Origin of the sequence: Paraburkholderia sp. SIMBA_027 (assembly GCF_046535315.1) — a bacterium.
GTDB classification, from domain to species: Bacteria; Pseudomonadota; Gammaproteobacteria; order Burkholderiales; family Burkholderiaceae; genus Paraburkholderia; species Paraburkholderia tropica.
In genome coordinates, this window is the sequence record NZ_JAWRWY010000010.1 from 1 (window position 1) to 20,875 (window position 20,875).

General features: G+C 55.1%; 21 protein-coding genes. 3 read left to right on the top strand and 18 right to left on the bottom strand.

Going from position 1 to position 20,875, the window contains the following annotated elements:
• Positions 1 to 142: 142 nt before the first annotated feature.
• Positions 143 to 394, top strand: a complete 252-nt coding sequence (locus tag SB764_RS19330) for a hypothetical protein (RefSeq protein WP_410864381.1) — start codon at positions 143 to 145, stop codon at positions 392 to 394.
• A 78-nt stretch (positions 395 to 472) separates the two neighbouring features.
• Here the strand turns inward: SB764_RS19330 and SB764_RS19335 are convergent, their stop codons facing one another.
• Together SB764_RS19335 and SB764_RS19340 are read right to left on the bottom strand one after the other, a co-directional pair.
• Positions 473 to 841 (bottom strand): DUF1493 family protein, encoded by a 369-nt coding sequence (locus tag SB764_RS19335; RefSeq protein WP_410864383.1) that lies wholly within the window; start codon positions 839 to 841, stop codon positions 473 to 475.
• 1 nt (position 842) lies between these two features.
• Positions 843 to 1,274: an STM2901 family protein gene (locus tag SB764_RS19340; protein WP_410864385.1), complete on the bottom strand. Its 432-nt coding sequence runs from the start codon at positions 1,272 to 1,274 to the stop codon at positions 843 to 845.
• A gap of 588 nt (positions 1,275 to 1,862) precedes the next feature.
• Between SB764_RS19340 and SB764_RS19345 the strand changes: the two genes are divergently transcribed.
• Positions 1,863 to 2,657, top strand: a complete 795-nt coding sequence (locus tag SB764_RS19345; protein WP_410864387.1) for a hypothetical protein — start codon at positions 1,863 to 1,865, stop codon at positions 2,655 to 2,657.
• Here the strand turns inward: SB764_RS19345 and SB764_RS19350 are convergent.
• From SB764_RS19350 to SB764_RS19415, 14 genes are all read right to left on the bottom strand, one after another.
• Positions 2,654 to 3,187, bottom strand: a complete 534-nt coding sequence (locus SB764_RS19350; RefSeq protein WP_410864389.1) for a glycoside hydrolase family protein — start codon at positions 3,185 to 3,187, stop codon at positions 2,654 to 2,656. The two genes, SB764_RS19345 and SB764_RS19350, sit on opposite strands and share 4 nt — an antisense overlap.
• A complete protein-coding gene (locus tag SB764_RS19355) occupies positions 3,180 to 3,419 on the bottom strand; it encodes an HP1 family phage holin (protein WP_410864391.1) in 240 nt (79 codons plus the stop codon). Before SB764_RS19355 ends, SB764_RS19350 begins: the two co-directional genes overlap by 8 nt.
• A gap of 55 nt (positions 3,420 to 3,474) precedes the next feature.
• Entirely contained in the window at positions 3,475 to 6,237 is a 2,763-nt protein-coding gene (locus SB764_RS19360; protein WP_410864393.1) for a hypothetical protein, read from the bottom strand.
• An 11-nt stretch (positions 6,238 to 6,248) separates the two neighbouring features.
• Entirely contained in the window at positions 6,249 to 7,697 is a 1,449-nt protein-coding gene (locus SB764_RS19365) for an SPRY domain-containing protein (RefSeq protein ID WP_410864395.1), read from the bottom strand.
• A 121-nt stretch (positions 7,698 to 7,818) separates the two neighbouring features.
• Complete coding sequence (locus tag SB764_RS19370; RefSeq protein ID WP_410864397.1) at positions 7,819 to 9,402, bottom strand: hypothetical protein; 1,584 nt, start codon at positions 9,400 to 9,402, stop codon at positions 7,819 to 7,821.
• 42 nt (positions 9,403 to 9,444) lie between these two features.
• Positions 9,445 to 10,134 (bottom strand): hypothetical protein, encoded by a 690-nt coding sequence (locus tag SB764_RS19375; protein WP_410864399.1) that lies wholly within the window; start codon positions 10,132 to 10,134, stop codon positions 9,445 to 9,447.
• Positions 10,135 to 10,137: 3 nt separating this feature from the next.
• A complete protein-coding gene (locus SB764_RS19380; RefSeq protein ID WP_410864400.1) occupies positions 10,138 to 10,443 on the bottom strand; it encodes a hypothetical protein in 306 nt (101 codons plus the stop codon).
• Entirely contained in the window at positions 10,409 to 11,224 is an 816-nt protein-coding gene (locus SB764_RS19385; protein WP_410864402.1) for a hypothetical protein, read from the bottom strand. Before SB764_RS19385 ends, SB764_RS19380 begins: the two co-directional genes overlap by 35 nt.
• A gap of 66 nt (positions 11,225 to 11,290) precedes the next feature.
• On the bottom strand, positions 11,291 to 12,271 hold the full coding sequence (locus SB764_RS19390; protein ID WP_410864404.1) for a hypothetical protein: 981 nt from the start codon (positions 12,269 to 12,271) through the stop codon (positions 11,291 to 11,293).
• A gap of 9 nt (positions 12,272 to 12,280) precedes the next feature.
• Positions 12,281 to 13,699, bottom strand: coding sequence for a hypothetical protein (locus SB764_RS19395; RefSeq protein ID WP_410864406.1), 1,419 nt, complete (start codon positions 13,697 to 13,699; stop codon positions 12,281 to 12,283).
• Positions 13,700 to 13,709: 10 nt separating this feature from the next.
• Entirely contained in the window at positions 13,710 to 15,140 is a 1,431-nt protein-coding gene (locus SB764_RS19400; protein ID WP_410864408.1) for a hypothetical protein, read from the bottom strand.
• A 4-nt stretch (positions 15,141 to 15,144) separates the two neighbouring features.
• Complete coding sequence (locus tag SB764_RS19405) at positions 15,145 to 16,134, bottom strand: terminase small subunit (protein ID WP_410864410.1); 990 nt, start codon at positions 16,132 to 16,134, stop codon at positions 15,145 to 15,147.
• Between the two features lie 222 nt (positions 16,135 to 16,356).
• On the bottom strand, positions 16,357 to 17,277 hold the full coding sequence (locus tag SB764_RS19410; protein WP_410864412.1) for an HNH endonuclease: 921 nt from the start codon (positions 17,275 to 17,277) through the stop codon (positions 16,357 to 16,359).
• A 151-nt stretch (positions 17,278 to 17,428) separates the two neighbouring features.
• Positions 17,429 to 17,872: a hypothetical protein gene (locus tag SB764_RS19415; protein WP_410864414.1), complete on the bottom strand. Its 444-nt coding sequence runs from the start codon at positions 17,870 to 17,872 to the stop codon at positions 17,429 to 17,431.
• A gap of 277 nt (positions 17,873 to 18,149) precedes the next feature.
• Between SB764_RS19415 and SB764_RS19420 the strand changes: the two genes are divergently transcribed.
• Positions 18,150 to 18,737 (top strand): recombinase family protein, encoded by a 588-nt coding sequence (locus SB764_RS19420; protein WP_410864730.1) that lies wholly within the window; start codon positions 18,150 to 18,152, stop codon positions 18,735 to 18,737.
• Between the two features lie 160 nt (positions 18,738 to 18,897).
• Here SB764_RS19420 and SB764_RS19425 read toward each other — a convergent pair whose 3' ends face one another.
• Both SB764_RS19425 and SB764_RS19430 read right to left on the bottom strand, forming a co-directional pair.
• Positions 18,898 to 19,113 carry a hypothetical protein gene (locus SB764_RS19425; RefSeq protein WP_410864416.1) on the bottom strand — a complete coding sequence of 72 codons (216 nt, stop codon included), beginning with the start codon at positions 19,111 to 19,113 and terminating at the stop codon, positions 18,898 to 18,900.
• 201 nt (positions 19,114 to 19,314) lie between these two features.
• Positions 19,315 to 20,607 carry a helicase RepA family protein gene (locus SB764_RS19430; RefSeq protein ID WP_410864418.1) on the bottom strand — a complete coding sequence of 431 codons (1,293 nt, stop codon included), beginning with the start codon at positions 20,605 to 20,607 and terminating at the stop codon, positions 19,315 to 19,317.
• Positions 20,608 to 20,875: the final 268 nt, after the last annotated feature.

Below are 20,875 nucleotides of genomic sequence, written 5' to 3' on the forward strand. Positions count from 1 at the left end.
GTTGGTCGATTCCTTGTTTCAACGTTTACCCCTCCCGCTAGGATGACCTCTGCGGGAGGTATTTCAACGGCCTGCTAATCAGGCTAACGAATTCTTCGCCGCGCAGTCGAAAGACCGAATCGGCAATGCGCCGCTGTTGGTAATGGCGAATGGTGAGCGCTGGAAAGCTAGAGTATGGGGGGAACTGTTTAGGGAAGCTCGCGAGCGCGCTAAAATTCCGGACGCGGTTTTGTATTATATGCGCCACACCTACATTACTGAGGCAATCGCCCAAGGGTTAAATATTTACACGGTTGCCGAACAAACCGGAACCAGTGTTCGTATTATCGAAAGCAACTACGGTAACCAAACTGACGATATCGTAGACCGGCTTAACCGAATCGCGATTATCTGAAGAAAAAAGCCGCCTTCCGATTTGCCGGGAAGCGGCTCAAACGCGAGTCTGGGTCGCCATATCAGGCGGTTTGGTGCCTTAATGGCGAGCCTCAGCCGCTTCGATTTCTTCCGTATTCCACATGCCGCGCCGCATTGCCTCAGCGAGCATGCCCAGCGTTATCGGCACAAGCGGGGCGTCGCGAAACTTCTTTGAGAACAAACCTGCGACGGTGCGCACAACGTCGAGCGAGTCCGGTCCAAAGTACCGCGCATACGGGAATCCGTCCGGCGCATCGATCTTGAATTTTTCGGCCCACTTGTCGATAAACTCAACCGCGTCCACACCGGTAAGGCGTAAATCTTCTTCGATACGCGATTCTGGTTTTATCTCCAGGCGTCCAAACAGCGGGCGGCCTAGTTCTTCTCGCGCGAAAGCCTCAAGGCTTTCCCAAATCTGATCTGCCATATCAAAGAATCCGGTCTTCGGCCTTCGCCATACGGTTATACGTGGCAACGGTGTTCTTCATGATCAAGAATGCGTCGCGACCAAGCATTACCGTTCCGACTACCGGAATAGTGCGGCCCACGAATGCACCGAGACTTCGTGTCATGGCGATGCGCAATCCTCCTGCGCCTGCCTTTACGATGGTCGGTAACCGAACTGCTACCCGGAACGGCAAAAACTTGCGAGCCGCCATCGAGACAACTGAGGTGCCAGCGACGGCACCAGCGAGCTTGCCGCCAACAGGTACGTCGTTCTGCCCCAGGAGGATTGCCGATGCTGCGGCCAAGTCGTCCAGGCCCAATTCCTCTCGGGTTTTATCGAGTGCGATATAAAAAAACAGTTCACCGGCACCGATATTGCGATGTATGCCGTATGAATACAAATTCGTGCTCATATCTTCGGTATCACGGTTTTAATCGTCGCCACTTTACCGTAACACCGTGTCAACCTCAAAAGACGTTAGCAACTTTGCAGCGCGACGAGTTTCGCGCGCATATAAAAAAAGCCCGCTATATGCGGGCCAAATACAACTCGGGATTGCTGGGCGGTGCTCAGAAAACCCAGCATAGCCATCGTAAGATTTGTGAAAGGTAGAAAGTGTTCGTTGAACCTCAAATCTTTGCGTGACGTGATGCATTTGGCATATCAATCGATCTGTATCGCAGCTCCGAAATCGGACTGGCTAATCTGCTTGATGTTGGGCAAGCTCGCCAAATGGAGAAGGCAGGGTGTACAGGTCAATCCGGCGCGTCCGCCTTCTCTCACTACAGAAGAAACTACAGAAGGAACTCAGAGGGAAAACACATCGCCGCTTCGCGGCGTTGCGCGTGCGCGCATGTGTGCACGACCCTAACCCGGACGGCCGCAAGGTCTGAAAAAAATTCACACACGACGAAAAATTCGTGGGATAATTGGAGAGGGATTTGCATAAGAGAATTGTTGGTGATAGAGTCCTTTGGGTCAGAACTCGATTCCTTATGCCGTGACCGTTTCCACTTCCCCCACGATCCACATTGACGCCACCGAAGGCAAAGCCTACGGCGCATGCGCTGCCGCGCTTCTCCAGCACATTCGTTTCTGGGTCAAGCAGAACGCGGAACACGGGCGTAATCTGCGCGATGGCCGGTACTGGACCTACGATTCGTGCGCCGCGCTCGCAGAAAAGCTGGTGATGTTCAGCCCGCACCAGGTGCGCCGTGGCATCGAAAAGCTTCTCACGCTGGGCGTGATCGTGAAGCGGAACTACGGCCACAAGTGGGACCGTACTAGCTGGTACACGCTCGCGAACGTGGACGAAGCCAGCGCCGCAATCGAGGGCGCTAAAAAAAAGTCCGCTGAGAAGCCCGCGCCGGAACAACTGTGCGCGGCCATCGAAGCCGAACGCGCGGACCTTGACGAAGACGATTTCCAGGAACGTCTTTACGCGTTTGATATCACCGTGCCCCAAGGTGAGGCCGTGACGCTTCCCGCGCTGCCTGACGGTTGCGTGTGGATGCGCGAGGACAAGCGCCGGAACTATCAGGACTTTGACGAATACCACGCCTGCACGATGGAAACCGCCGTTGAATATACGTGCTGGCGAACGAACCTGGACCCCGATGTTGCGCGCGCGTGGTTCGAAATTCCGCAGTTCAGGACTACGTATTTTGACCTGGAAACGTGGAAAGACTTTGCGCTGTACACGCGCTATGACTTGACCGATGCCGTAAGGGAAGCGATTAAGTACGGCGTGACCGTGCTGGAAGCGTCACCCGAAGAATGCGAAAGCTCGATTTAACCCAGGCACTGTACGCGCTCATTCATGCGACGCGTATAGATGCCCATACAACCATTCGAGCGCACCGAGCAATCAACCCAGCGCCCCGCGCGTTTCATGATTGCCCACTTGGGGTAAAGGTCGCACGCGGCGGGGAAATCGTGGCGCTTGTAGGCGTCCAGCACTGACGGCGGTTCGCCAGGCAGGGAAGCGCGGGACCAACTACCCAAACCGCGATTGTATGCATAATCGACCGCTGCGGCCTTCTGTCCCGGCGTGAGCGAATCGAAGCCGGGAACCGTGGCGCGTACCCCTTTCGCGTACCCGGCCAGCGAACCGGCCAGAATGTCCTGGCACTGCGCGAGCGTGTACGTTTTCATCTTCACGTTCGTTTCGCCAAAACAAACGGTACTGACTCCAGCGATATCCCGATACGGCTTCAAGGATAGCCCCTCAGAACCGCTTGTGAGCGCAACCAAGGCCGATGCCCCGGACACGCCCGCCAACGCCCGTAACGCGGCTATACGCAGTCCTGCGAGGGGCTTAGCCATTTGGTGCGCCCCCCGGTTCTCTTGCCGTGTGTGACTTCGCTTCCGCAACGCGGGCGTCCGCAACGCGTTCGTAATCTCGCGAGCGCTTCCACGAGAAATACAAGTGCGCTAAGCACGTCACCACTGCGGTCATGATGCCCACGATTGATGCATAGTCGCTAAGCGACCATCCAGCGGCCAATGAAACAGCCGCGCCCCCGTACGATGCAGCTGCATCCGATGTAATTTTCATTTCGTGAACCTTGGTCTAAAAAAGCCGGGGCATTGCACCCCGGCTTCTGGTGTTACTACTGGATCAGGTTTCCTTTTCCGACCCATTCCATGAGTAGTCCCAGGCCCCGGAAGATTTCCCCGGCCCAGAATCCATAGAAGTAATGCCCCCCGGCATAGCTGGAGAAAGAACCGCTCATATCCGCGTAATCGCCCGAACCGATTACGTAGGTCAGGTTTAGCTGGGTGAGCAGTCCTTTAATGACTTGCTGGGGAATGCCCGTGGTATCGCCAGCGTTCAACATTTCCACGCAACCTGACAGGAAAAGGCCCGTCATGTGCCCCACGTTGTCCGGGTCATCCTGCGTAGGGTCCGGGTTGTAGCCATCGTTGAATGGTGGCGCGTCGCGCGGAAACTTCGAAGGCGTCAGCCCGCCATTGTTGGTCTGGAAGTCCAGAAGGAAAGACGCCCAATTCTGGCAAATGGCGATCAACTTGGGGTCAACGTCCTTACCTTGGCGTACGAGTTCGGCCCATAGATGGCAGGCCGAATAAAACGCGCGTGACTCGTAACCGGCCCAGGGGTAAGGTTGATCAGAACCCCAATCAAACGTATCAATCGCGCCTTCGCCCAGGTCGTCATAACGCGGCCACACATAGCACGGGCAGAACGGACCCAGAACGCCAATCCGGGTTTGATACGCAAGCTGCGCGTCATACCAGAACTGAATTACGTTGGCGTAGTATTTGGGAAGATCGGCATTCAACCAATTAACCGGATACTGATATCCCGTGTACGGCGTTCCCCGCCAGAATTCGTTGCGGCGAAGCGATGGTGAATACTGATTCGAAAATGGAACCACGCCAGGCGTATAAGCGAGGTCCCCAGGTACTTGATCTTCAATCGTCACGTCACCAACCAGCCACGTGAAGGCGGCAGAGTCGGAAACGTGCATAAACCACTGCGTGGACCATTCGCCATTGGGCGCGTAATACTTCGGAACTTCGCCCCACGTGTACGTTGCAATACTCGCGAGCGCGGCCCCCGCTGGCGTTTCGAAAAGAACCTGAGTGAGTGCGTTATTAGGCGTTGGCGTTGCGGAAGACCCGTCCGGCTGGTTCGGGGCGAGCGTGAACATATCCCACGTCAGGTTGAGGGTTGTCCAATTCGTGGCCTGGGGAAGCGCGTACGTGTACTTCACGCCAAGCGCATCGTCAACGCTCAGGTACATTTGCCCCGCGAGGGTCTTATAAGTCAACGCACCCAGCGGCGCGTTAGGCGTATCGAGCAGCCAGAATCCGGCCACCACGCCAGAGTCACTATCGGGAACCGTCGCAATGCCGATGTAGTCGTTATACGTGACGCCATCCACTGAGAACGTGGAAAACTCAGTCTGAATTGCTCCCGTGCCATACGGCGCGAAGTTCGTTCCGTCAAACTGAACAACCGGGCTTCCGTTGCTTTGATTAACGGAAATCATCTGGTTAAAGGCAACCGTCAATTCCGTTGGTTCCGAAATCACGACAGGGGGCAGGGGATAGCGGTATTGCGTACCCGTGGTTTGGTCCACCGAATCCACGATCAGCGTAAGAAACTCAGTGCGCGCCGACAGGCTGTTAATTGCCATCGTCACATTCATGGCCGTATCGTTCTGGATACGGTTGAACACTGCGATTTGCTCAAGCGCTACCGTTCCCGTGCTGGAAGACGTTTCGGCGGTCTTCGTCGCTTCGATATACCCATCAGCATTCCGGGTAATCGTCACAACGCTATCCGTTGGCGTGTAGCTCCAGGAATACGAAATCCCGTAATCGAACGGATCAATTCCCTGGGGTTCCTGGCGGAAGTAGTAAGTAACGTCATCGACAACAGAAGCTTCCAGGCACGTCTTCAGCGAGCATTGGTAAATCTGGTTGTAGAGTTCGTTGCCGGTTTCCTTGTATAGCAGAAGCGCCGCTTCGCAAAACCACTGTTCGGCGTCAATCGCGTTGCCGTATTCGTCCGTTGTCAGAGTACGCCACGTAGGCCATACGTCAAACAGCGCATTGCGAGGAATCATGACGCCCGAATGAATCACATACGAAACGTTGGCCGTTCCGTTGAATGTCGTATCTTGCAGAACGATCGTTCCGACTGCCTGCCCATCCGTTGGCGTTACGGCATCGTAGTTGCTATCCCACGTCCCGTTGGTCGCGACAAACGAAGCGAAGGGAAGCGAGGTCCCGCCATGCTCAGGACCCGCGCGCACTGATTCATACGCGTAGTTCCCTTCGAACACTTCGTAAACCTTCACCAGGCGTTCCCCGGAATTCGGAACGCCCGTGGGGATTTGTCCAACCCCATTCACGAACGTTACGGGTTGTCCGTAGAAGCCAGGACTTTCTGAGTTGTCCACGCCAGGCGCGTTACCCGACGAAGGGCCATAAACCTCAAAAGGGTTCTTGCCGTTCGCCATCCAGTTAGCGCGATAGATATCTGGCGGGTTCGGAACCGCAACGCCACCGTAGAAGTATTTCGCATAGGCGTTGAAATAATACTCAGCCTTCGCCAAAAATTGCGGGTCCCCGGAACCCTTGTACGCATGGTAGTAACCGAGGATCAGAAGGGATTGCCCTTCAGTGGTGGCGCACTGCGTAGGCGTGTAGTCTTGCGGTCCACCTTCAAAGTGCAGGTTATTCGCAAGTACCCCGTCAGTGTTAATGATGAACTTGTTCGACACGTCTGTACCGGCGTCGTCAACGTCACCCGTATGGCGCGTAAGAAAGTTATCAAGGCCGTACAGGATACTGGTTACATTTTGTTTTGCGGCCCCTGTGGCCACTGCTAGACCTGGACGCATTGCGCCTCCGATTAGTTGATTTGGCCGACGTAGTACCCGGCGAAAGTCACGCCATCAATCGTTTCGAACTCGATAACGTTTCGTGCGCCTGCGGTGAAGGCAAACACGGGCGTTGCGCCAACCCACTTGATAGAACTATCCCAGGTTCCGATGGTGTTGTTTCCCGTGCCTTGTTCGAAATAGAACGTGAGGCGAAGCGCCTTCCCTGTGGGAAGACTCAGATTCGCAAACGAGAACGTAGCCGCCGCCGAATTAAGAACCACGTGATAGCCAGGAACCGGCGTTGTAAGATCAATGGTGATCGTTTCTTGCGCCTGAATAGTCGAAATGTCGTAATACGTATCAACGGACAACGTACCTTGCGTATCGACCGTGACGCCTGCACCGGTCTTGACGATACCCGGCGTGGTAGTGGTGGCGTAGGGGACAACGTAATGGTACGCATCCGCCGCCCACGACTTGAACCCCGCTGGAATGTTCGCCTTGAAGTTGCCGGAAAAGTTACCCGTGAAAACTGCCGATGAATCGGTGCAAAGAGCGGGGTAAATTGCGCCCTCAAGCGTGTACGCAATGCCGCCCGTTGCGGTTGCGGGGTCCGCTGTTGACGAAGCATTCCATTCGCCCCCATTCACGCGGAACCAAATAAGCTTGCGGTCTGAATCGACAGCAACGCCCATAACGTCACCAGCGGTATCGAAGCTGGTTACGCTCCCGACTTCCGAACCCATGATATATACGTTACCGCTTGTCTGGAATGCGCCCACCGCACCATTGCTATCGTCGTAGCCGATCTGACTATCAAGCGGTTCAGTGTTCGGCGCGATGCCTATACTAGAGTTTCCGCTGGTCTTGCCACTGGTGAAGGTGATTTCGAAATAGTGCTGGCCCGTCGCATATCCAACCGTACCGAGGATTACCGATTGTCCGCTGGTAAAGGTGGCAGTGAGGTTGTCGCTACTCAGGCTGATACTTGAAGCCTTATAGGCAGGATCGAACGTGGTAGGCGATGCCGCTGTGGCTTGCGAGATACCCGCCCAATACTGCGACTGCGTAGAGTAGTAGCGCGCGGAATAAAGGCTAGTACCCTGCACAACGCCCGTTTCCTGCGACGCCCACGCCTGGGCAACCGTAGCCGAACCCGCTGCATTGTTAGCGGCATTCGTTGCCGTGGTTGCTTCAGTAGTTGCAGTGCCTGAACTGGTTGACGCGCTCGTTGCGTAGGTCTGCGCCTGAGATACGGCGATATTCGCCTGGTTGACAGAATCGGCAAGCTGGGCGAGGTCAACAGAAACGTTATTGCTAAGGTACGTGAGCATGTCAGTCACGTTCCCTTGAACCCATGTGGGGCCAACCTTCATAGTGAAGATTTCCGCGCCGTTATAGGACCCTGCGCGCGAGGGCAGATTATCCGGGTTCAATTGTTCGGTTCGATCCAGAAGCGCCTGAGCCTGGGTATTCATCGGGCCACCTGGCCCGCCCAGCGCATTCGTATCTGTTTCGAGTTCAGGGACTGAATCCCACCCCGCGACCGGTGTTAGGTTCGCCATAAAAATCTCCGAGAATTATTAGAAGTCCGGCGAATCAAGCGTTCGTGTACATGACAAAGCACATCGCGTAATAGGGCGGGGTAGTCGTTACCGCTGCGCCGCTACCAGTGTTCGATACTGTGATTCCGGTTATGCCCGAATTCACTGCAACGCTAGTGGTTCCGGTTTGGACTGCAACGTTGGCCGTTGCGGCATAAATGCCGATACCCGTGCCTGACGCTGCGATGCTGATATTCGCGCCGCTTGCTGTAACGCTACTCATTGCGCCGGAATACGTGCCGTATTGATTCGACGCTGAAGCAGTTGCGCCGCCGCCGTTATCCTGTCCGGCCTGACACCAGCCGCCACGGTTGACCGTGTGCGAGTGCCCGCCGTCATTAACGCCGTGCGAGTGCCCGCCATCAGCTACGCCGTGAGCATGGCCGTTATCCGTAACGCCGTGAGAGTGGCCCCGATCAGTGATCCCGTGCGAGTGCCCGCTATCAACGATCCCGTGTGAGTGCGCCGGAAGATTCGCAACGCTAAGCGTGGTTGTGTGTGAACCGCCTGTTGCGCCTTGCGTTACAGTCTTACCCGCACCCAAAACGAATTTGTTGGTGAGGTCGATTGTTCCGCTGGTTCCGTCCGCGAGGTGCCATCCGAATCCCCAAACGGTTGAAATCTGTGTAGGGTCCCCAGACCACATACGCACTTCACCAACCTGGGCGTCAGTTCGGTTTTGCGCGTCGCTGATAAATGAAGTACCGTTGTAAACGAGTCGGTACGTGCTGCCCGCTTTCAGTACATTCGTTTGGAAGTTCGCGCCTTCACGGGACAAAACGGCGATACCGGGGATTCCGTCAATCGTCATCTTTACGGAACCCGTGTTCGTGTTCGCCACCGTCACGTACATCACGAAACCACGGCCAATCTGGGTAAGTGAAAGACCCGTGGTTACAATGATCGTGTTCGCGGTCGTGCTCGAATCCTGTAGCAGCAAATCAGGCGGGAACGAATCCACGCTGAAGCGCTGCCCGTTATACGTGAAGTTATAGACGATACCCGCCACCAGTTCATTAGGCGTCAGTGCAGCGCCGCGAGCATTCACGACAGGGAGCGCGCCGAACCCGTCAAGGTTCAACGTAACCGCGCCAGTGTTGTTTGAGTTAATCTGAATTTTCGCGACCAACCCAGGCGTCAGGTTTTCGATCAGCGCCGGATTAAAGGTGGCAACAATCGCGTTAGGGGTGCCCCCCGCAACCGCGTAATTGATATAGCCCGCCTGGGCTTGCTCTGCTTGCAAAACGTTCGCTTGCGTTCCGGCCACCACGAACAAACCCGCGATATCGCCAACGGACCAATCCTGCGCGGTCGTGCCGTCTTGTCCGCGCGTAACCGTCATAGTGTCGCCAACGCGCGCCGTTACGTACACGATTTCACGCTTTGATTGCGTGGCAGAGTCAGTAAGGGAAAGGCGGAAGAAGGTGGACGAACCCGCTGGGAAATTCGTGGTGCCCGGTTGTGGGAACAGGGAACCCGTTCCCGAAACTACTACCAGGGTAGTAGAACCCGTACCAGAGGCAGGCAAGCTTGCTTCCAGCGTGGTTTTTGCATTGTTACTTGTTAGTTCGATTGCCATAGTAAATCCTTACTGCACGTGCTCTATCGCATGCGCGCCTCTTTAGATAAGGTTGAACTGGTACATAAACGGGATTTGGCAAGCACCACTGCGGATTGCACTTTTTAAGGTGTCCCACATAACGGCGTTACCGTTGGTCGTATCAACCGTGATCGTGCACTCTTGATTGCCCGTGAATGTCACGCTGATTTCGTAGGTGTTATCTACGTATGTGCTCGCGCCAACGCTGGAAGTGGCGTCCGAACCATCTACGCCCGTGAGAAATCGTTTGATACGGCGCTTGAGCCAACTGATAGTGAACGCGGTTCCGTCAGCCGTATAAAGATTCCAGGTGGCGATGCGCTTGTACACGTCGTCTGTGGTCGCGAACGATTCGCTAACCGCTGACGGCACATAGTCGTTATACGGTTCAGTATCGAACTCAAAACTGTTATACGTGCCGATTGACTGCGAAAGATTCGACGGCAGGACGGGGCGCGGCATGTTGTATAGGCCGGTCAGGACCCAATCGAGTAGCGCGCCGGTAAGCTGGGTATTCCCCGCGTAGACAGGAAGATTGATCGAGTTAAACCAATCAATGTATTCCTGAGCCATCGTGTTCGTGGCATCGAAAAATGCCGCAATGTTCGGGTCATCGTTGTATTGAAGGTATGGAACGGCGGGGATTGCGGCTTGTTCTGCGGTATTTGGATATGCAGAACCCCAATCCGGGGTAGCGATCTGTACGGCCATACGTCACCCCACGTTGACAGTGGTTTCCGCCGCTGCGCTTTCTTCCTTCGGATACAGCTTGCGTAGGTCCAGCTTTGGCTTTTTGACCGGTTCGGGTTCCTGTTCCGGTTCTGGCTCAGGGTCCGGGGCAGGGCGTTCATAGAACGTTGCCGTTTTCGGGTCCCAGAACATACCCACTTGCGCGCCACGGCTGATAACAGCCGTGAACCCTTCACCCACGTTCGGCGCTTTTGGTTGCTTGTTGTCCCATTGGATAATGCTTCGCACTTCGAAGTTATCCTTGGAAACGACGGCGTAAAGTAGCTTCATATGAATCCTTATCTGCCTGGGCCGCTGGGTTATGTGCGGCCAGTGCTGAATCCAGCTTCTGCGATACCAGCGCGTCAACCTTCGCGGAAAAGTCTTCCGGCGATGAATCGGCCAGGACCTTACCCGCGAGACTTTCAGCGACCGTTGCGCGGATCAGTTCGCGCATTTCGTCTTTGGTCATTTGTGAAACCTCATCATATGAATCATTAAAAATCTGTTCCTGGTCGATACCCTCAGGCGGCCCGCCCAAATCCCAGACGCCTTGCTTTACGAGCGCCAAATGGTCAAGCACGATTGGCGCACCTTCCGAGAATCCATCTGGCGAATCGCCAACGATTACAGAAGGGGAAGTGCTCATAACTTCATTGAGCAGCGTTTCTTGTGCGCCACCGTCAAGCACTCGCGAGATAACCCACACTTCAGGCGGGCTTTCGGGGGCTTGATAGGTGTATGCGGCCACCGTGGTTCCAACGATCTTGTCATCGGGACCAATGCGGCCAGAGGCGGGGTGATCCATTACCAGCGGAATACCTACGCACGCTGAAACAAACTCACGATTAATGTATTGGGCGGGGTCGCGGTATGTGTTCCCGCTTTGGGCGCGCCATACTGGCCCGGTTCCCGTCATTCGCATTCGGAAATAGAGGCTATTTCCCAAACGGGTAGGGGAAGGTAATTCGCCCGTCCGTAAGCCCGTAATAATGTCTGTCTCAAGCAGTGCGTCAGGCAACGTGCGCCGACGTTCAAGCGCCATCAGCAAACTACTTGGTTTTGTCTTCATGGGAAAATTCCTCCCTTTCCCATAAAATTATTCCCATACCCCCGGTTTTCTGGTGGACGGGAATATTTATTTTTCGCCCAGCTTCGCAAGGCCAGCTTTAGTCAGATATCGAGGGTCGCGACGCCACAATGCGCGCAGCGTGTACAGGTATTGAGCCGTACAGCGGCAATTGATTTCGAGCGCTGGTTTCGTTCCCAGGTCTTCGGCCCAATCGGTCCCCGGAAGGGGCTGAATAAGCCCCCGTTGCGCCGCCCAGCTACTCTTGTAGAGAAGCACGGTCCCGTCTAATGCGACGTGATCAGTGCGGGGGCCTTTGGAAAAGTGGTGGTGCCACACATAACCGATTGCTTGCTGGCTTTCGGCCACGGCTTCACCAATGGCAGCGGCCAACTTGTGGCCTTGATCGTTCGCAACGCGCCGGTATTCGTATTGAAGCTTCTGGGAAGGCTTCACCACGTTTGCGATTTCGGGGAAAAGTTCGAGTTGAACCCCGCCAACTCCCTTAGTACCATTTACGGGAACGCGGGACATTTTCATTTCCCACACAGGAACGCGAACATGCTTCCCGTTGCGAACTTCGATCTTTTCGCCTACCTTGGTTTTACGCGCCTTCAGGACGGTTGCAGGGCCTTCGTCGCCCAGCGAGGTAGCCCAGCCGTTGAAACGGGCTAGGGAAGCGTTCATTTCGGTTTCCCGGCGCAAAACGATCAGGTTGACGCTTTCCATAATCTTGCGGTCGAGTAGTTCCCGTGCGCGTGCATCGAGGTCGCGACGCGTGAACACGGGCATATGCGCTTCGCCCCCGTCATGTATCGCGGCATCGTCTTTTTGCTTCTTCGCCTTGAGGTATGAAATCGCGGCCTGACGTTTCGAAGACTCGTAAACCCGCGTCAACATCGCTTCCGTTTTCTTCTCCAGGTCTTTCGAGTCTGGGAATGCGGTGCGCAGTTCCGACATACAGCGAGCCAGGGAAGTTTTCGTGACGCCACGCTTGATTAGATCGCGCATGGCACGTTCGACAACCTGGCGGTAACTTAGCTTTGCCATGCGCTAACCTCACTCAGTATCAGAGGCAACCGGTTCGGCTTCGTCGCTTTCTTCGTCGCTTTCTTCGTCCCGCACTTCTTCCTTAATTTCCGTGGGCGCTGGCATCGAGAAATCGCCGTCAAGGTTCAGGTCCAGCGAAACGGGGATAAACTCGCTGAGTTCGTCCGAGTTCACAACGTCCATAGTCCACTGGCACAAAAGCTTGCGGTCATCCGGCGAGAGAACGCCGTTTAGCAGATTGAACGTTTTTTCAACCAGGTTAATCGTTGCGTCAACAGCTTTGGCCTTTTCGCTCTTTTGCTCGCGTAGGAAGTCCGGCCATTCGAAGACGAAAGACTCTACGAACTCATACAGTGCCGTTTCGTACGGAACGTTTGCGTATTCAGGATCAGCAGCCTGGAATGACGCATAGAATTCAGGCGTCCAGGCCAGTTTCTGAATGCGAGGAATCAGGAAGCGGTAGAGCGGTTCGATTGCCTGGCGTTCTTCGCTCACGTAGTTCGCGATAACCTTGGAATCTTCGTCACCACTTCCGCCCAGACCCTGCGCCAGGGTTTCAGATTTCAGGATGATTGCTGGCATGCCAATTGCGGCCGCGATGCTGTCAAGGATCGAATCCTTCGAGCCGTGCGCGGATTCGGTGGCGTGTTGCAGGTTGAGAGATTCAACCTCATCATTTGGGCCAACCTGTAGCACGTTGTAGGTGCGAGCCTCTTTCAACAGGTTCCGTTTGAACCCGGAAAGCTGTTGCATTGCTCCCGTGACTGCCGCGCCCATAGTGGTGATCTTTGCCACCAGTACGCCCGCCTTCTGTGCAATCAACCGGTCTGCGTGCATTACGTCGATATAGCTTTGCAGGTCGAATAGGGCGGCGTGGTAGACGCTGCGCCCCGTATACCCATATCCCGAATCGACGTAATCCAGATAGATCGGCGCGCCGTTGTTCAACACTTGGCATTCGCCAGGGCCGAAAACCCGGTTCTGTACGCGTACAGAAGGGGTCTTCATGAATTGCGGGGTGAGCGGGTCGATATTGTCAGCGAACGAACCGGCAGTGTTGAGGGAATCGAAGACGTTGAAAACTCCCGGCTCCAGTTCGGCCAGAGTCGAAACCCCGGTAATCTTCGCCAGGCGCAGAGTGTTTTTAATTACCGCGTCAGCGCTCGCGTTGATCCAGGTTGTTTCAAACTGCTTGCGCACTTCATCGGGGATTCCGCTAATCGTGCGCGACTGGCTGAATACAAGCTGAATCGGTGCTTCTACGATTTTGCTCCCGATGGGGTGCGCAACGTACAGCAACCGGCAGAGTTCGTATGACGGTTGATCCCCCGGCACAACGCCTTCTAGCAATCGCTGTAGTTGTGATTCGCGCCGTGGGGTATCTGGTGGAGCGGCGCTAGGTGCCGCCGTCTTATTGAGGCCAAACATAGTAAATTCCTTATCCGGCTCCAAATGAGTCCGGTTTCAGCGCGAGAATGCAGCCGTACGCGAAGCAGTCGAAAGCATCATCGGCGCGCTTGTGGGCGTCGATATCGCCAATCCGGTACTTCACAACCTGCCGTAATGCGTGGTTGACTTCTTCGCCCTTGAAAGACTGGCGCTTGTTAAATGCGTAGGGGGTCCATCCGACCAAACCAGCGGCGCATACGTTGACGATTGCCATTGCGCGGGCGTCCTTGCCCACGGCGCTGTAAGCACTGTTGATTGCAGCGACCGGCAAACCGGCCAGGGTTGCTTCCTGAATCAGGATCGGGCCGGATGCCTTGTCTTCGACGTACAAACCTTGGAAACCCAGAACCGCGCCATGCTGGCGTGATAGCTCAACAGCCCGGTCAATGATCGCGGGGAACAGCGACTTGATAACCACGGCGTCGAGCTGGTACAGGTCCCAATCCAGGATTACCAACTTTGGTTGACCCGGTAGAACGTGCTCACGCCAGCCGAAATACATAACCGCCGTTGCGTCATGTTCGAACCCGCCTTTAATCGCTGAGTCCATAACCGCAAATACCGTGGTGAGGCGGGGCGCTTCATCGCAAGGGGCCGTGAATGAAAAGAGCGCAGTTCCCGACCAATCCACGAATTCCGCCAAAAATTCCTGGCGGAACGAAAGCGGGTGCTTTACGCGCTGCTGCATCTTCAAATACGACAAACGCACTTGAGGATTCATGTGCGTAGGTCTATAAAACTGTTTGAAGCCTTCCCCGTCATGTTTGTACTGGTAGCGCTTCGCGTGGTGGAGCGCATAAAACCAGTTCGAAATGTCGTCTTCCTGCGTGGTGCTGAAAACGTAGATGCGAGGATGCGCGACCGCCGCAAGCATCGGTTCAATCGAGTTTTCGAAGAATTCGATAGCATCCGCTTTAATGAACGCGGCTTCATCGAATAGATATAAATCGTATTCGCGGCCACGGCTGAACATATTGCCGTTGTTCAGCGGGAAGATTTCGAGGATGCCGCCTGTAGCGGTTTCAATTCGGCGGTTGAAGTGGCGATTGGTTACGAGTTCGCCCAGATTGCCCAGGACATTTTTATAGACCATTTGAGACGTGGACAACTGCGGAACGTAGAACGAAACGCGCTCACCACGAAGCAGGGCTTGCGTTGCGAGAACTTCCAGAACCACGGTCTTTCCGTAACGTCTACCCGCGCGTATAACCTTGAACTGTGCAGGGTCCGCAACAATCGCGGCTTGGTCCACGCGAAGCGTGGGCATTTTCACTTCAATGGTTGCCGCGCTTTCCGGCTTCATGCCAGGCGGTTCTAACCCGGCCACGTACTGAATATGGTGTTGCTCGCTACGGCAAATCCGAACTTCTCTTTCGGCATCCTGAGCATAGCGAGCCAAAAGAGAATCGGCATAACTCATAGGATCAATCCAAATCTTCCCCGTTCTTGATCATCGCTTCGATTTCGGCCTGTTCTTCCGCCGTGGCGTCCGCTTCGATCTGGGCCACGCGGGTTTCACCGTCTTTTTTGATGAACGATTCCAGCGCCGACAATCCGCCCTTGTCCTTCAGAGCGTCCACGAATTCAACGGGCAGGCCACCACTGACGTTAATGTTGAGCAGCGGGGCGCTTGGGGTCTTCGAATGCTTGGCATCGAGCAGGGGCATTGCGATATGCTTTAGGATCAGGTCCGCAATCTTTACCTTGTCGAAACCCTTGATTGAAACCTTCCCAGAAGGCGAGTATTCGACTGAAGCAACGCCTTTGCGGCCTACCGTATCCTTGAGCAGGACAAGCGAAAGACCTTGACCGGCGCACTCGATACAGTCCGGGTTCGGGGCGCGGTATTCGTCATAACCCGTTCCGCCGTCCTGTTGTCCGCGCGTAGGTTCATCTTCAGTGGGTCTGAGTCTGGTTCCGGGTGGCACGCTATTCAGGTCGTCGCGTTCGCGTTCTGAGCGCCAGTGATACTTTCCACCGTCACCCCAGCAATAGCGGCAGGACCCGCGCCGATGCTCTACGGCATCCGCGAGATTGGCAGTGAACATTTCCAGCAAGTCACCCAGAATACGATGCTGGTTGATTTCCAGCGCCTTCGAAGTCTCATTCTGGATACGATCCATTTCGCGGCGCACGTGGGGCCGATGGATCAAATGCGAAACCGTACGGTAGGGAATCCCGGCGCGCTGGCAGGCGTCGCGAGCATTGAACCCGTTGGCGAAGTACGCCTTGATAAAGGTTGATTCCTGGTGCGTTAAAGGCTTTTCTTCCGGCGTGGTGTCGCGTGGAGGTCGTTCCTTCGCGAGGCGGTATTCTGCGATTCCTTCCGGCATGTCCGGCAGGACGTCGCCGCAATTGTTCGCCTTGTCAGGCAATTCGCGCGCATCCGTGCGCAGCGCTTTTTGTTTTTCCATTGCTTACCCCTTCGTGGGTGGTGCTGGTGCACGTGCGTTCGCACAACGCGGCAAAATAAGGTCAAGCAACCCGGATGCACCTACGCCAAAAATGTATGCTTCCCAGCAATGCAACAGGGTGTAGAAGCTTGAGTAAAATCCCGTCATGATTGCTCCTGTATGTAATTGTTCGCGTGCCAAAACGGATTTATCCCGTTTCGGCACTGTCTCCCATAAAATTATTCACATAGCGCGGAACTCACCAAAGTATTTACGCTCCAGTTCGCGACGGAATGCAACCGCTTCTTCCTTCGTGTTAAAGCGCTGGCGAACGTAAACAGCAGCTACCCCCGGTCGTTCCTTGAGACTCATGGTCGCAATGTATTTCGTTCCGTCCACGGTTACGCCACGATAGCCAGATATCCCCGTGCGCCGCGTCGCGTTCGCGGAGTTCTGCGCGTACGTAGCCAGGCGAAGATTTGACTTCGAATCGTTGCGGTTGTCGCGGTCCTGATGGTCAATTACGTAACCCGTGGGCGGGTCGCTGCGATGCATCATTACCCATGCAATGTGCGTGACGTACGCGTTGATCTTCACGCCCCGATACGTCATGTGAACCTGCAAACGCCTATCCGAGCCTTGCGCTGTACCCGCACGGGTACCAACGCGCCTTGCGTTGAAAATCTTGCACGCCTGTTCCGTCTTGAAGTGGTGCGCCGGACGCTCTTTCCACGTCAACGCGCCAGATTCTGCGTCGTACTCGAAGCACTCATGGAACGCTTCGAAGTAAGGAACCAACGATTGCTTCACCCATACCGCCCGTTCAATCTGGTCGTAAGTGGACAGGTACAAATTCGCCCACTTGTTATTGCGCTTGTCACCGTCCAAACGACGCACGATGTGACCGCGAGGAATCGCGTTCCCCGTCACCATCATGTAAATGACGCGCGTAATATAGATTCGTGAGGAAACCCCTTGAGAATCGACGTAGGACATCTGAACGGACTTGATCAGGTTTCCACTTTCGCGGGAAATAAACTCGCCAGTATCCGGGTTGTATTCGTAGCGCTCAGTGAGGTACGCGAGTTGGTGAGCGAATTCTTTTTGTTGTGCTTCCGCACGTTGTGTAATCGTGCTGACGCACACACTAGCCAGGTCATTCATTTTCTATTCCATTTTTCGCCCCTGAGAAAAGGGGGGCTTCTGGAATAAAATTCAGCGATTACCGCCGTTTCCCCGGCTAAGTACGTCCTTTACAGGCTACGAACCTGTAACAGTTTGTTTCGTGCTCTAGCACTTTGTGCCTGGGCACGCTTCAGCACGCGCCAAAGCATGCCTTGGTACGCCGTTCATCAATTACGGCTTGGAGTGCAGGCGGGCACTTGATCGGCTTCCCACGCTTGCCCGTGGGTGTAGGCCATGATTCCAACGTGCGGACAATGAATTCTTCCTCTGACTCATGGTCCGGCGTGTGCCAGGGCACCGTGTAGATCGCGCCACGGGTAGCCCATGACGATTCAGGCTGTGCGCGTAGCTGCACAATGAATTCAGGTTCGATCTGGAAGAAACTGGCGGTATTCTCTATACCGGTTCGTTTCGCTTGATCGAGCAGGGCGCGGACTTGAACGGGGGTGAGGCGGTGCTTTAGCACGGTTTGCATAGGAAGTAGTCCTGAAAAAGTCTGAAAAATTGCGATTTGTTGTGTGAGAAGCCCGTTTTTACAGTCCAGGGCCATCCCCCAAAAATTTAGGATCGTCACGCCTTGCCGCCACCAGAAAAGAGGTCTGGGAAATTGCGCAGGCAGACGTAAGCAAAATGAAAGATTAAAATTTTGCTCGAATATCGCGCGCGAATGCGAGTCGTTTTTCGGCTCTATCGGCGCTGGGCATTAAAAGAAGGAAGTAATCCTAAGTGACTGATTTGCATGAACGAAATTGTTCGTTTTCGTGCAGTCGCGAAAAACCTGCACGAAACCTAGCTTGACTGATTTCGTGCAGGGGAATATATTTCGTGCTCCCTTTTCGTTCACCCCTGCTATGTCCCGAACCTTCGCATACGCCCGCGTATCCACCTCAGACCAAACCACAGACAACCAAGTGCGCGAGATTGAGGCGGCAGGCTTCAAGGTCGATCCCCGGCGCATCGTCACTGACACGATATCCGGCAGCGTGGCGGCTATGGATCGTCCAGGCTTCGCCAAGCTGGTTGACCGTCTGGAATCGGGCGATGCGTTGATCGTGACGAAGCTGGACCGCTTGGGCCGGAACGTGATGGACATTCGCGCCACGGTCGAAATGCTGGCCGCTCAGGGCGTTCGTGTCCACTGCCTGGCGCTTGGTGGCGTGGACCTGACAAGCGCGGCGGGAAGGATGACTATGAACGTTATTGCGTCCGTTGCAGAGTTCGAACGCGATTTGTTGATCGAGCGCACCCAGGCAGGACTGGTGCGAGCTAAGGCAGAAGGTAAAACGCTGGGCAGGCCGTCCGCGCTCACTGACGCGCAGCAGAAAGAAGCATTGCGCCGCCTGGAAGCGGGGGAATCCGTTTCGAGTCTTGCGAGGTCTTACAGCACTAGTCGGACAACGATTCAGAGGCTCAGGGCGTGCTTTAGCACGGCAGGGTAAGCAGGTCGGGCCGGTTGACGGAACGCGCTGGTTCTAGTCGCACAAACCGGCCAATAAGGTCTATAAAAAGGTTTCCGTTCGGGGATGCGTGCGAACCGCTCACGGGGCCGCTGATAAGGTCTATAAAAGGGTTGCCCATCAGAAGATGGGCGCGAACCCGTCAGAGGGCTTCTGGTGAGTGCTGAAGCACGGTCTGGGCGCTACTCAGGTGCAGTTCGATCATTGCGCGGACAACCTTCGATACGGTTTTCTTGCGTGCCTTCGCATACGCGCGTAGTGCTGCGTGCGTGGACTTGTCGATATCGACATTCAGGCGGGAAAGTTCTTCGTCTTCGGATAGGAGCGCATCGAGTGCGGAAGTGTTCGGGGTGTTCATAGTGTGTTTCCTTGTGTGTGAGGCCGTGCCTTGGCACGGCCGGGCGGGCGCGTATATTTATCGCTAAACCCTAAGCGCTCCGCGCGTCCATCCGGGAGATACCTTGTCCGGCTGTCCGTCCCCCATAGGGGGACTGGACTGGACGGACTACGGAATCGGTCTTCTGGGAAGTCCAGTTTTTTCCAAAATGGACTGGACGGACTAGCTGGACTGCTTCGAAATTCCACCGAGTGCGGGCAGTTGCCGGAACAGTTTGGTTACCTTGGGGTCGCTGTTGTCTTCTTTGAGGTGGTCGGCTTCGATCAGCGCGCGGATTGCGTCATAGATGCCGCTTTTCGCATACTCACTAAGCAGCGCGTCCCTTACTTCCGTCTTCAGGATGCCGGGCGTTGCCGTCACCAGTTCGATTACGCGCGCCTGCGCGCCCTTGAATGGCTTCTCTTTGGTCGGCGCATCGGCGGGCACTACAACGCAGTTCTTGGCAGGATCGCCCCAGCGGTTGCGTCCGATTTCGATAGGCTGCAACCGGAATCCTATATCGTCGCCCTTGCCGCCCAAGTCACGCTGTTTTGTGACCCGTGCGAACCGCCCATCCTTCGTATCCTGGACTTCGATTTCGGTATCAATGGCTGCTTTCAGGCTCGAATGTCCGCGTGCGCCGCGTGATTGATCCTTGCCGCTGTGGTGGATCATCATGAAGTGCGCGCCGGTTTCGGTTCGAATGCGGTTCATCTGGGCAATGACCATACCCATATCCTTCCCGCTGTTTTCGTCCGATCCTGCGCTCATGCATGCCAGTGTATCGCCAATGATCAGCGCGGCTTTCTGTCCGGTCTGTTCTTCGATGTCCCGTACCAGCGCAATCAATACGTCGATATCGTGCGCGGCGTTCTCAGGGTCTGCCAGGTTGATCGGTTCTTCGACAATGACGAAGTTGGGCACTTTGCATTCGTGGTGCTTCTGGTACGCCTGCAACCGCTGCTTCACAGAGGCGGGCGCTTCCGCCGCGAGGTAAATCACCAGGCCTTGCTGAACGCGCTTGTTAAACCACGGTTCACCCCGTGCGACTGCACAGGCCATATCAATTCCCAGGAAGGTCTTTCCCGAGTTCGATTCTCCGTAGAGGATCGAAACTTTACCCTTCACAATAATTCCCTCAATCAGTTCGTCAAGGGCTTCGTACTGTTCCGGCAGGTCATCGGCCATGCTGAAGCGGAAAGACGTACGGCGCGGTTTCTTCTGCGGCTTGTCGTCTTCGTCATCGTCGTTTGCTGCTGCGCGTGCGGCCTTCGCTTCTTTGCGCTCTTGTTCGTGCCTTGGCACGTCTTCCGCGCGCTCTTTCTCAATCTGCGCTTCGAACCACTTCTGATAGGCCGAACCGTTCACGCGCTCTTGTCGTTGCTGTTCGCGCTCATACTTGTTCGGCGCTTCTTCATTGGCGGGCGTGTCTTGTAGTTGGCGCGCATCGCGTGCCATTTGCGTAAGGTTGTTCATACTTCAAAATCCAGGGGAATTGGTGAGGTCTATCCCGCGCCTGGATGCAGCGGGAAGGGTGAGCCGCCCTTATCAACCTCATGGAAAACGTGTGCTCTCACGTTGGCTCATTTCGTATTTACTCCCCAAAAAACGATTTCGAATAAAAAAATACTCAAATCGTGGGGGATGCTATAAAAATGGAATATTTCCCCGGAATTCCGGTCTGAATAATAAACTGTTACAAGTTTATTATCCTTCGCGGGCGCGGCCATTTTTATTCTGGGTG

What these genes read in the sequence shown, in the direction of transcription:
- SB764_RS19330 (WP_410864381.1), top strand. Translation starts at nt 143, where the DNA reads ATGGCGAATGGTGAGCGCTGGAAAGCTAGAGTATGGGGGGAACTGTTT.
- SB764_RS19335 (WP_410864383.1), bottom strand. Translation starts at nt 841, where the DNA reads ATGGCAGATCAGATTTGGGAAAGCCTTGAGGCTTTCGCGCGAGAAGAA.
- SB764_RS19340 (WP_410864385.1), bottom strand. Translation starts at nt 1,274, where the DNA reads ATGAGCACGAATTTGTATTCATACGGCATACATCGCAATATCGGTGCC.
- SB764_RS19350 (WP_410864389.1), bottom strand. Translation starts at nt 3,187, where the DNA reads ATGGCTAAGCCCCTCGCAGGACTGCGTATAGCCGCGTTACGGGCGTTG.
- SB764_RS19355 (WP_410864391.1), bottom strand. Translation starts at nt 3,419, where the DNA reads ATGAAAATTACATCGGATGCAGCTGCATCGTACGGGGGCGCGGCTGTT.
- SB764_RS19360 (WP_410864393.1), bottom strand. Translation starts at nt 6,237, where the DNA reads ATGCGTCCAGGTCTAGCAGTGGCCACAGGGGCCGCAAAACAAAATGTA.
- SB764_RS19365 (WP_410864395.1), bottom strand. Translation starts at nt 7,697, where the DNA reads ATGAATACCCAGGCTCAGGCGCTTCTGGATCGAACCGAACAATTGAAC.
- SB764_RS19370 (WP_410864397.1), bottom strand. Translation starts at nt 9,402, where the DNA reads ATGGCAATCGAACTAACAAGTAACAATGCAAAAACCACGCTGGAAGCA.
- SB764_RS19375 (WP_410864399.1), bottom strand. Translation starts at nt 10,134, where the DNA reads ATGGCCGTACAGATCGCTACCCCGGATTGGGGTTCTGCATATCCAAAT.
- SB764_RS19380 (WP_410864400.1), bottom strand. Translation starts at nt 10,443, where the DNA reads ATGAAGCTACTTTACGCCGTCGTTTCCAAGGATAACTTCGAAGTGCGA.
- SB764_RS19385 (WP_410864402.1), bottom strand. Translation starts at nt 11,224, where the DNA reads ATGAAGACAAAACCAAGTAGTTTGCTGATGGCGCTTGAACGTCGGCGC.
- SB764_RS19390 (WP_410864404.1), bottom strand. Translation starts at nt 12,271, where the DNA reads ATGGCAAAGCTAAGTTACCGCCAGGTTGTCGAACGTGCCATGCGCGAT.
- SB764_RS19395 (WP_410864406.1), bottom strand. Translation starts at nt 13,699, where the DNA reads ATGTTTGGCCTCAATAAGACGGCGGCACCTAGCGCCGCTCCACCAGAT.
- SB764_RS19400 (WP_410864408.1), bottom strand. Translation starts at nt 15,140, where the DNA reads ATGAGTTATGCCGATTCTCTTTTGGCTCGCTATGCTCAGGATGCCGAA.
- SB764_RS19405 (WP_410864410.1), bottom strand. Translation starts at nt 16,134, where the DNA reads ATGGAAAAACAAAAAGCGCTGCGCACGGATGCGCGCGAATTGCCTGAC.
- SB764_RS19410 (WP_410864412.1), bottom strand. Translation starts at nt 17,277, where the DNA reads ATGAATGACCTGGCTAGTGTGTGCGTCAGCACGATTACACAACGTGCG.
- SB764_RS19420 (WP_410864730.1), top strand. Translation starts at nt 18,150, where the DNA reads ATGTCCCGAACCTTCGCATACGCCCGCGTATCCACCTCAGACCAAACC.
- SB764_RS19425 (WP_410864416.1), bottom strand. Translation starts at nt 19,113, where the DNA reads ATGAACACCCCGAACACTTCCGCACTCGATGCGCTCCTATCCGAAGAC.
- SB764_RS19430 (WP_410864418.1), bottom strand. Translation starts at nt 20,607, where the DNA reads ATGAACAACCTTACGCAAATGGCACGCGATGCGCGCCAACTACAAGAC.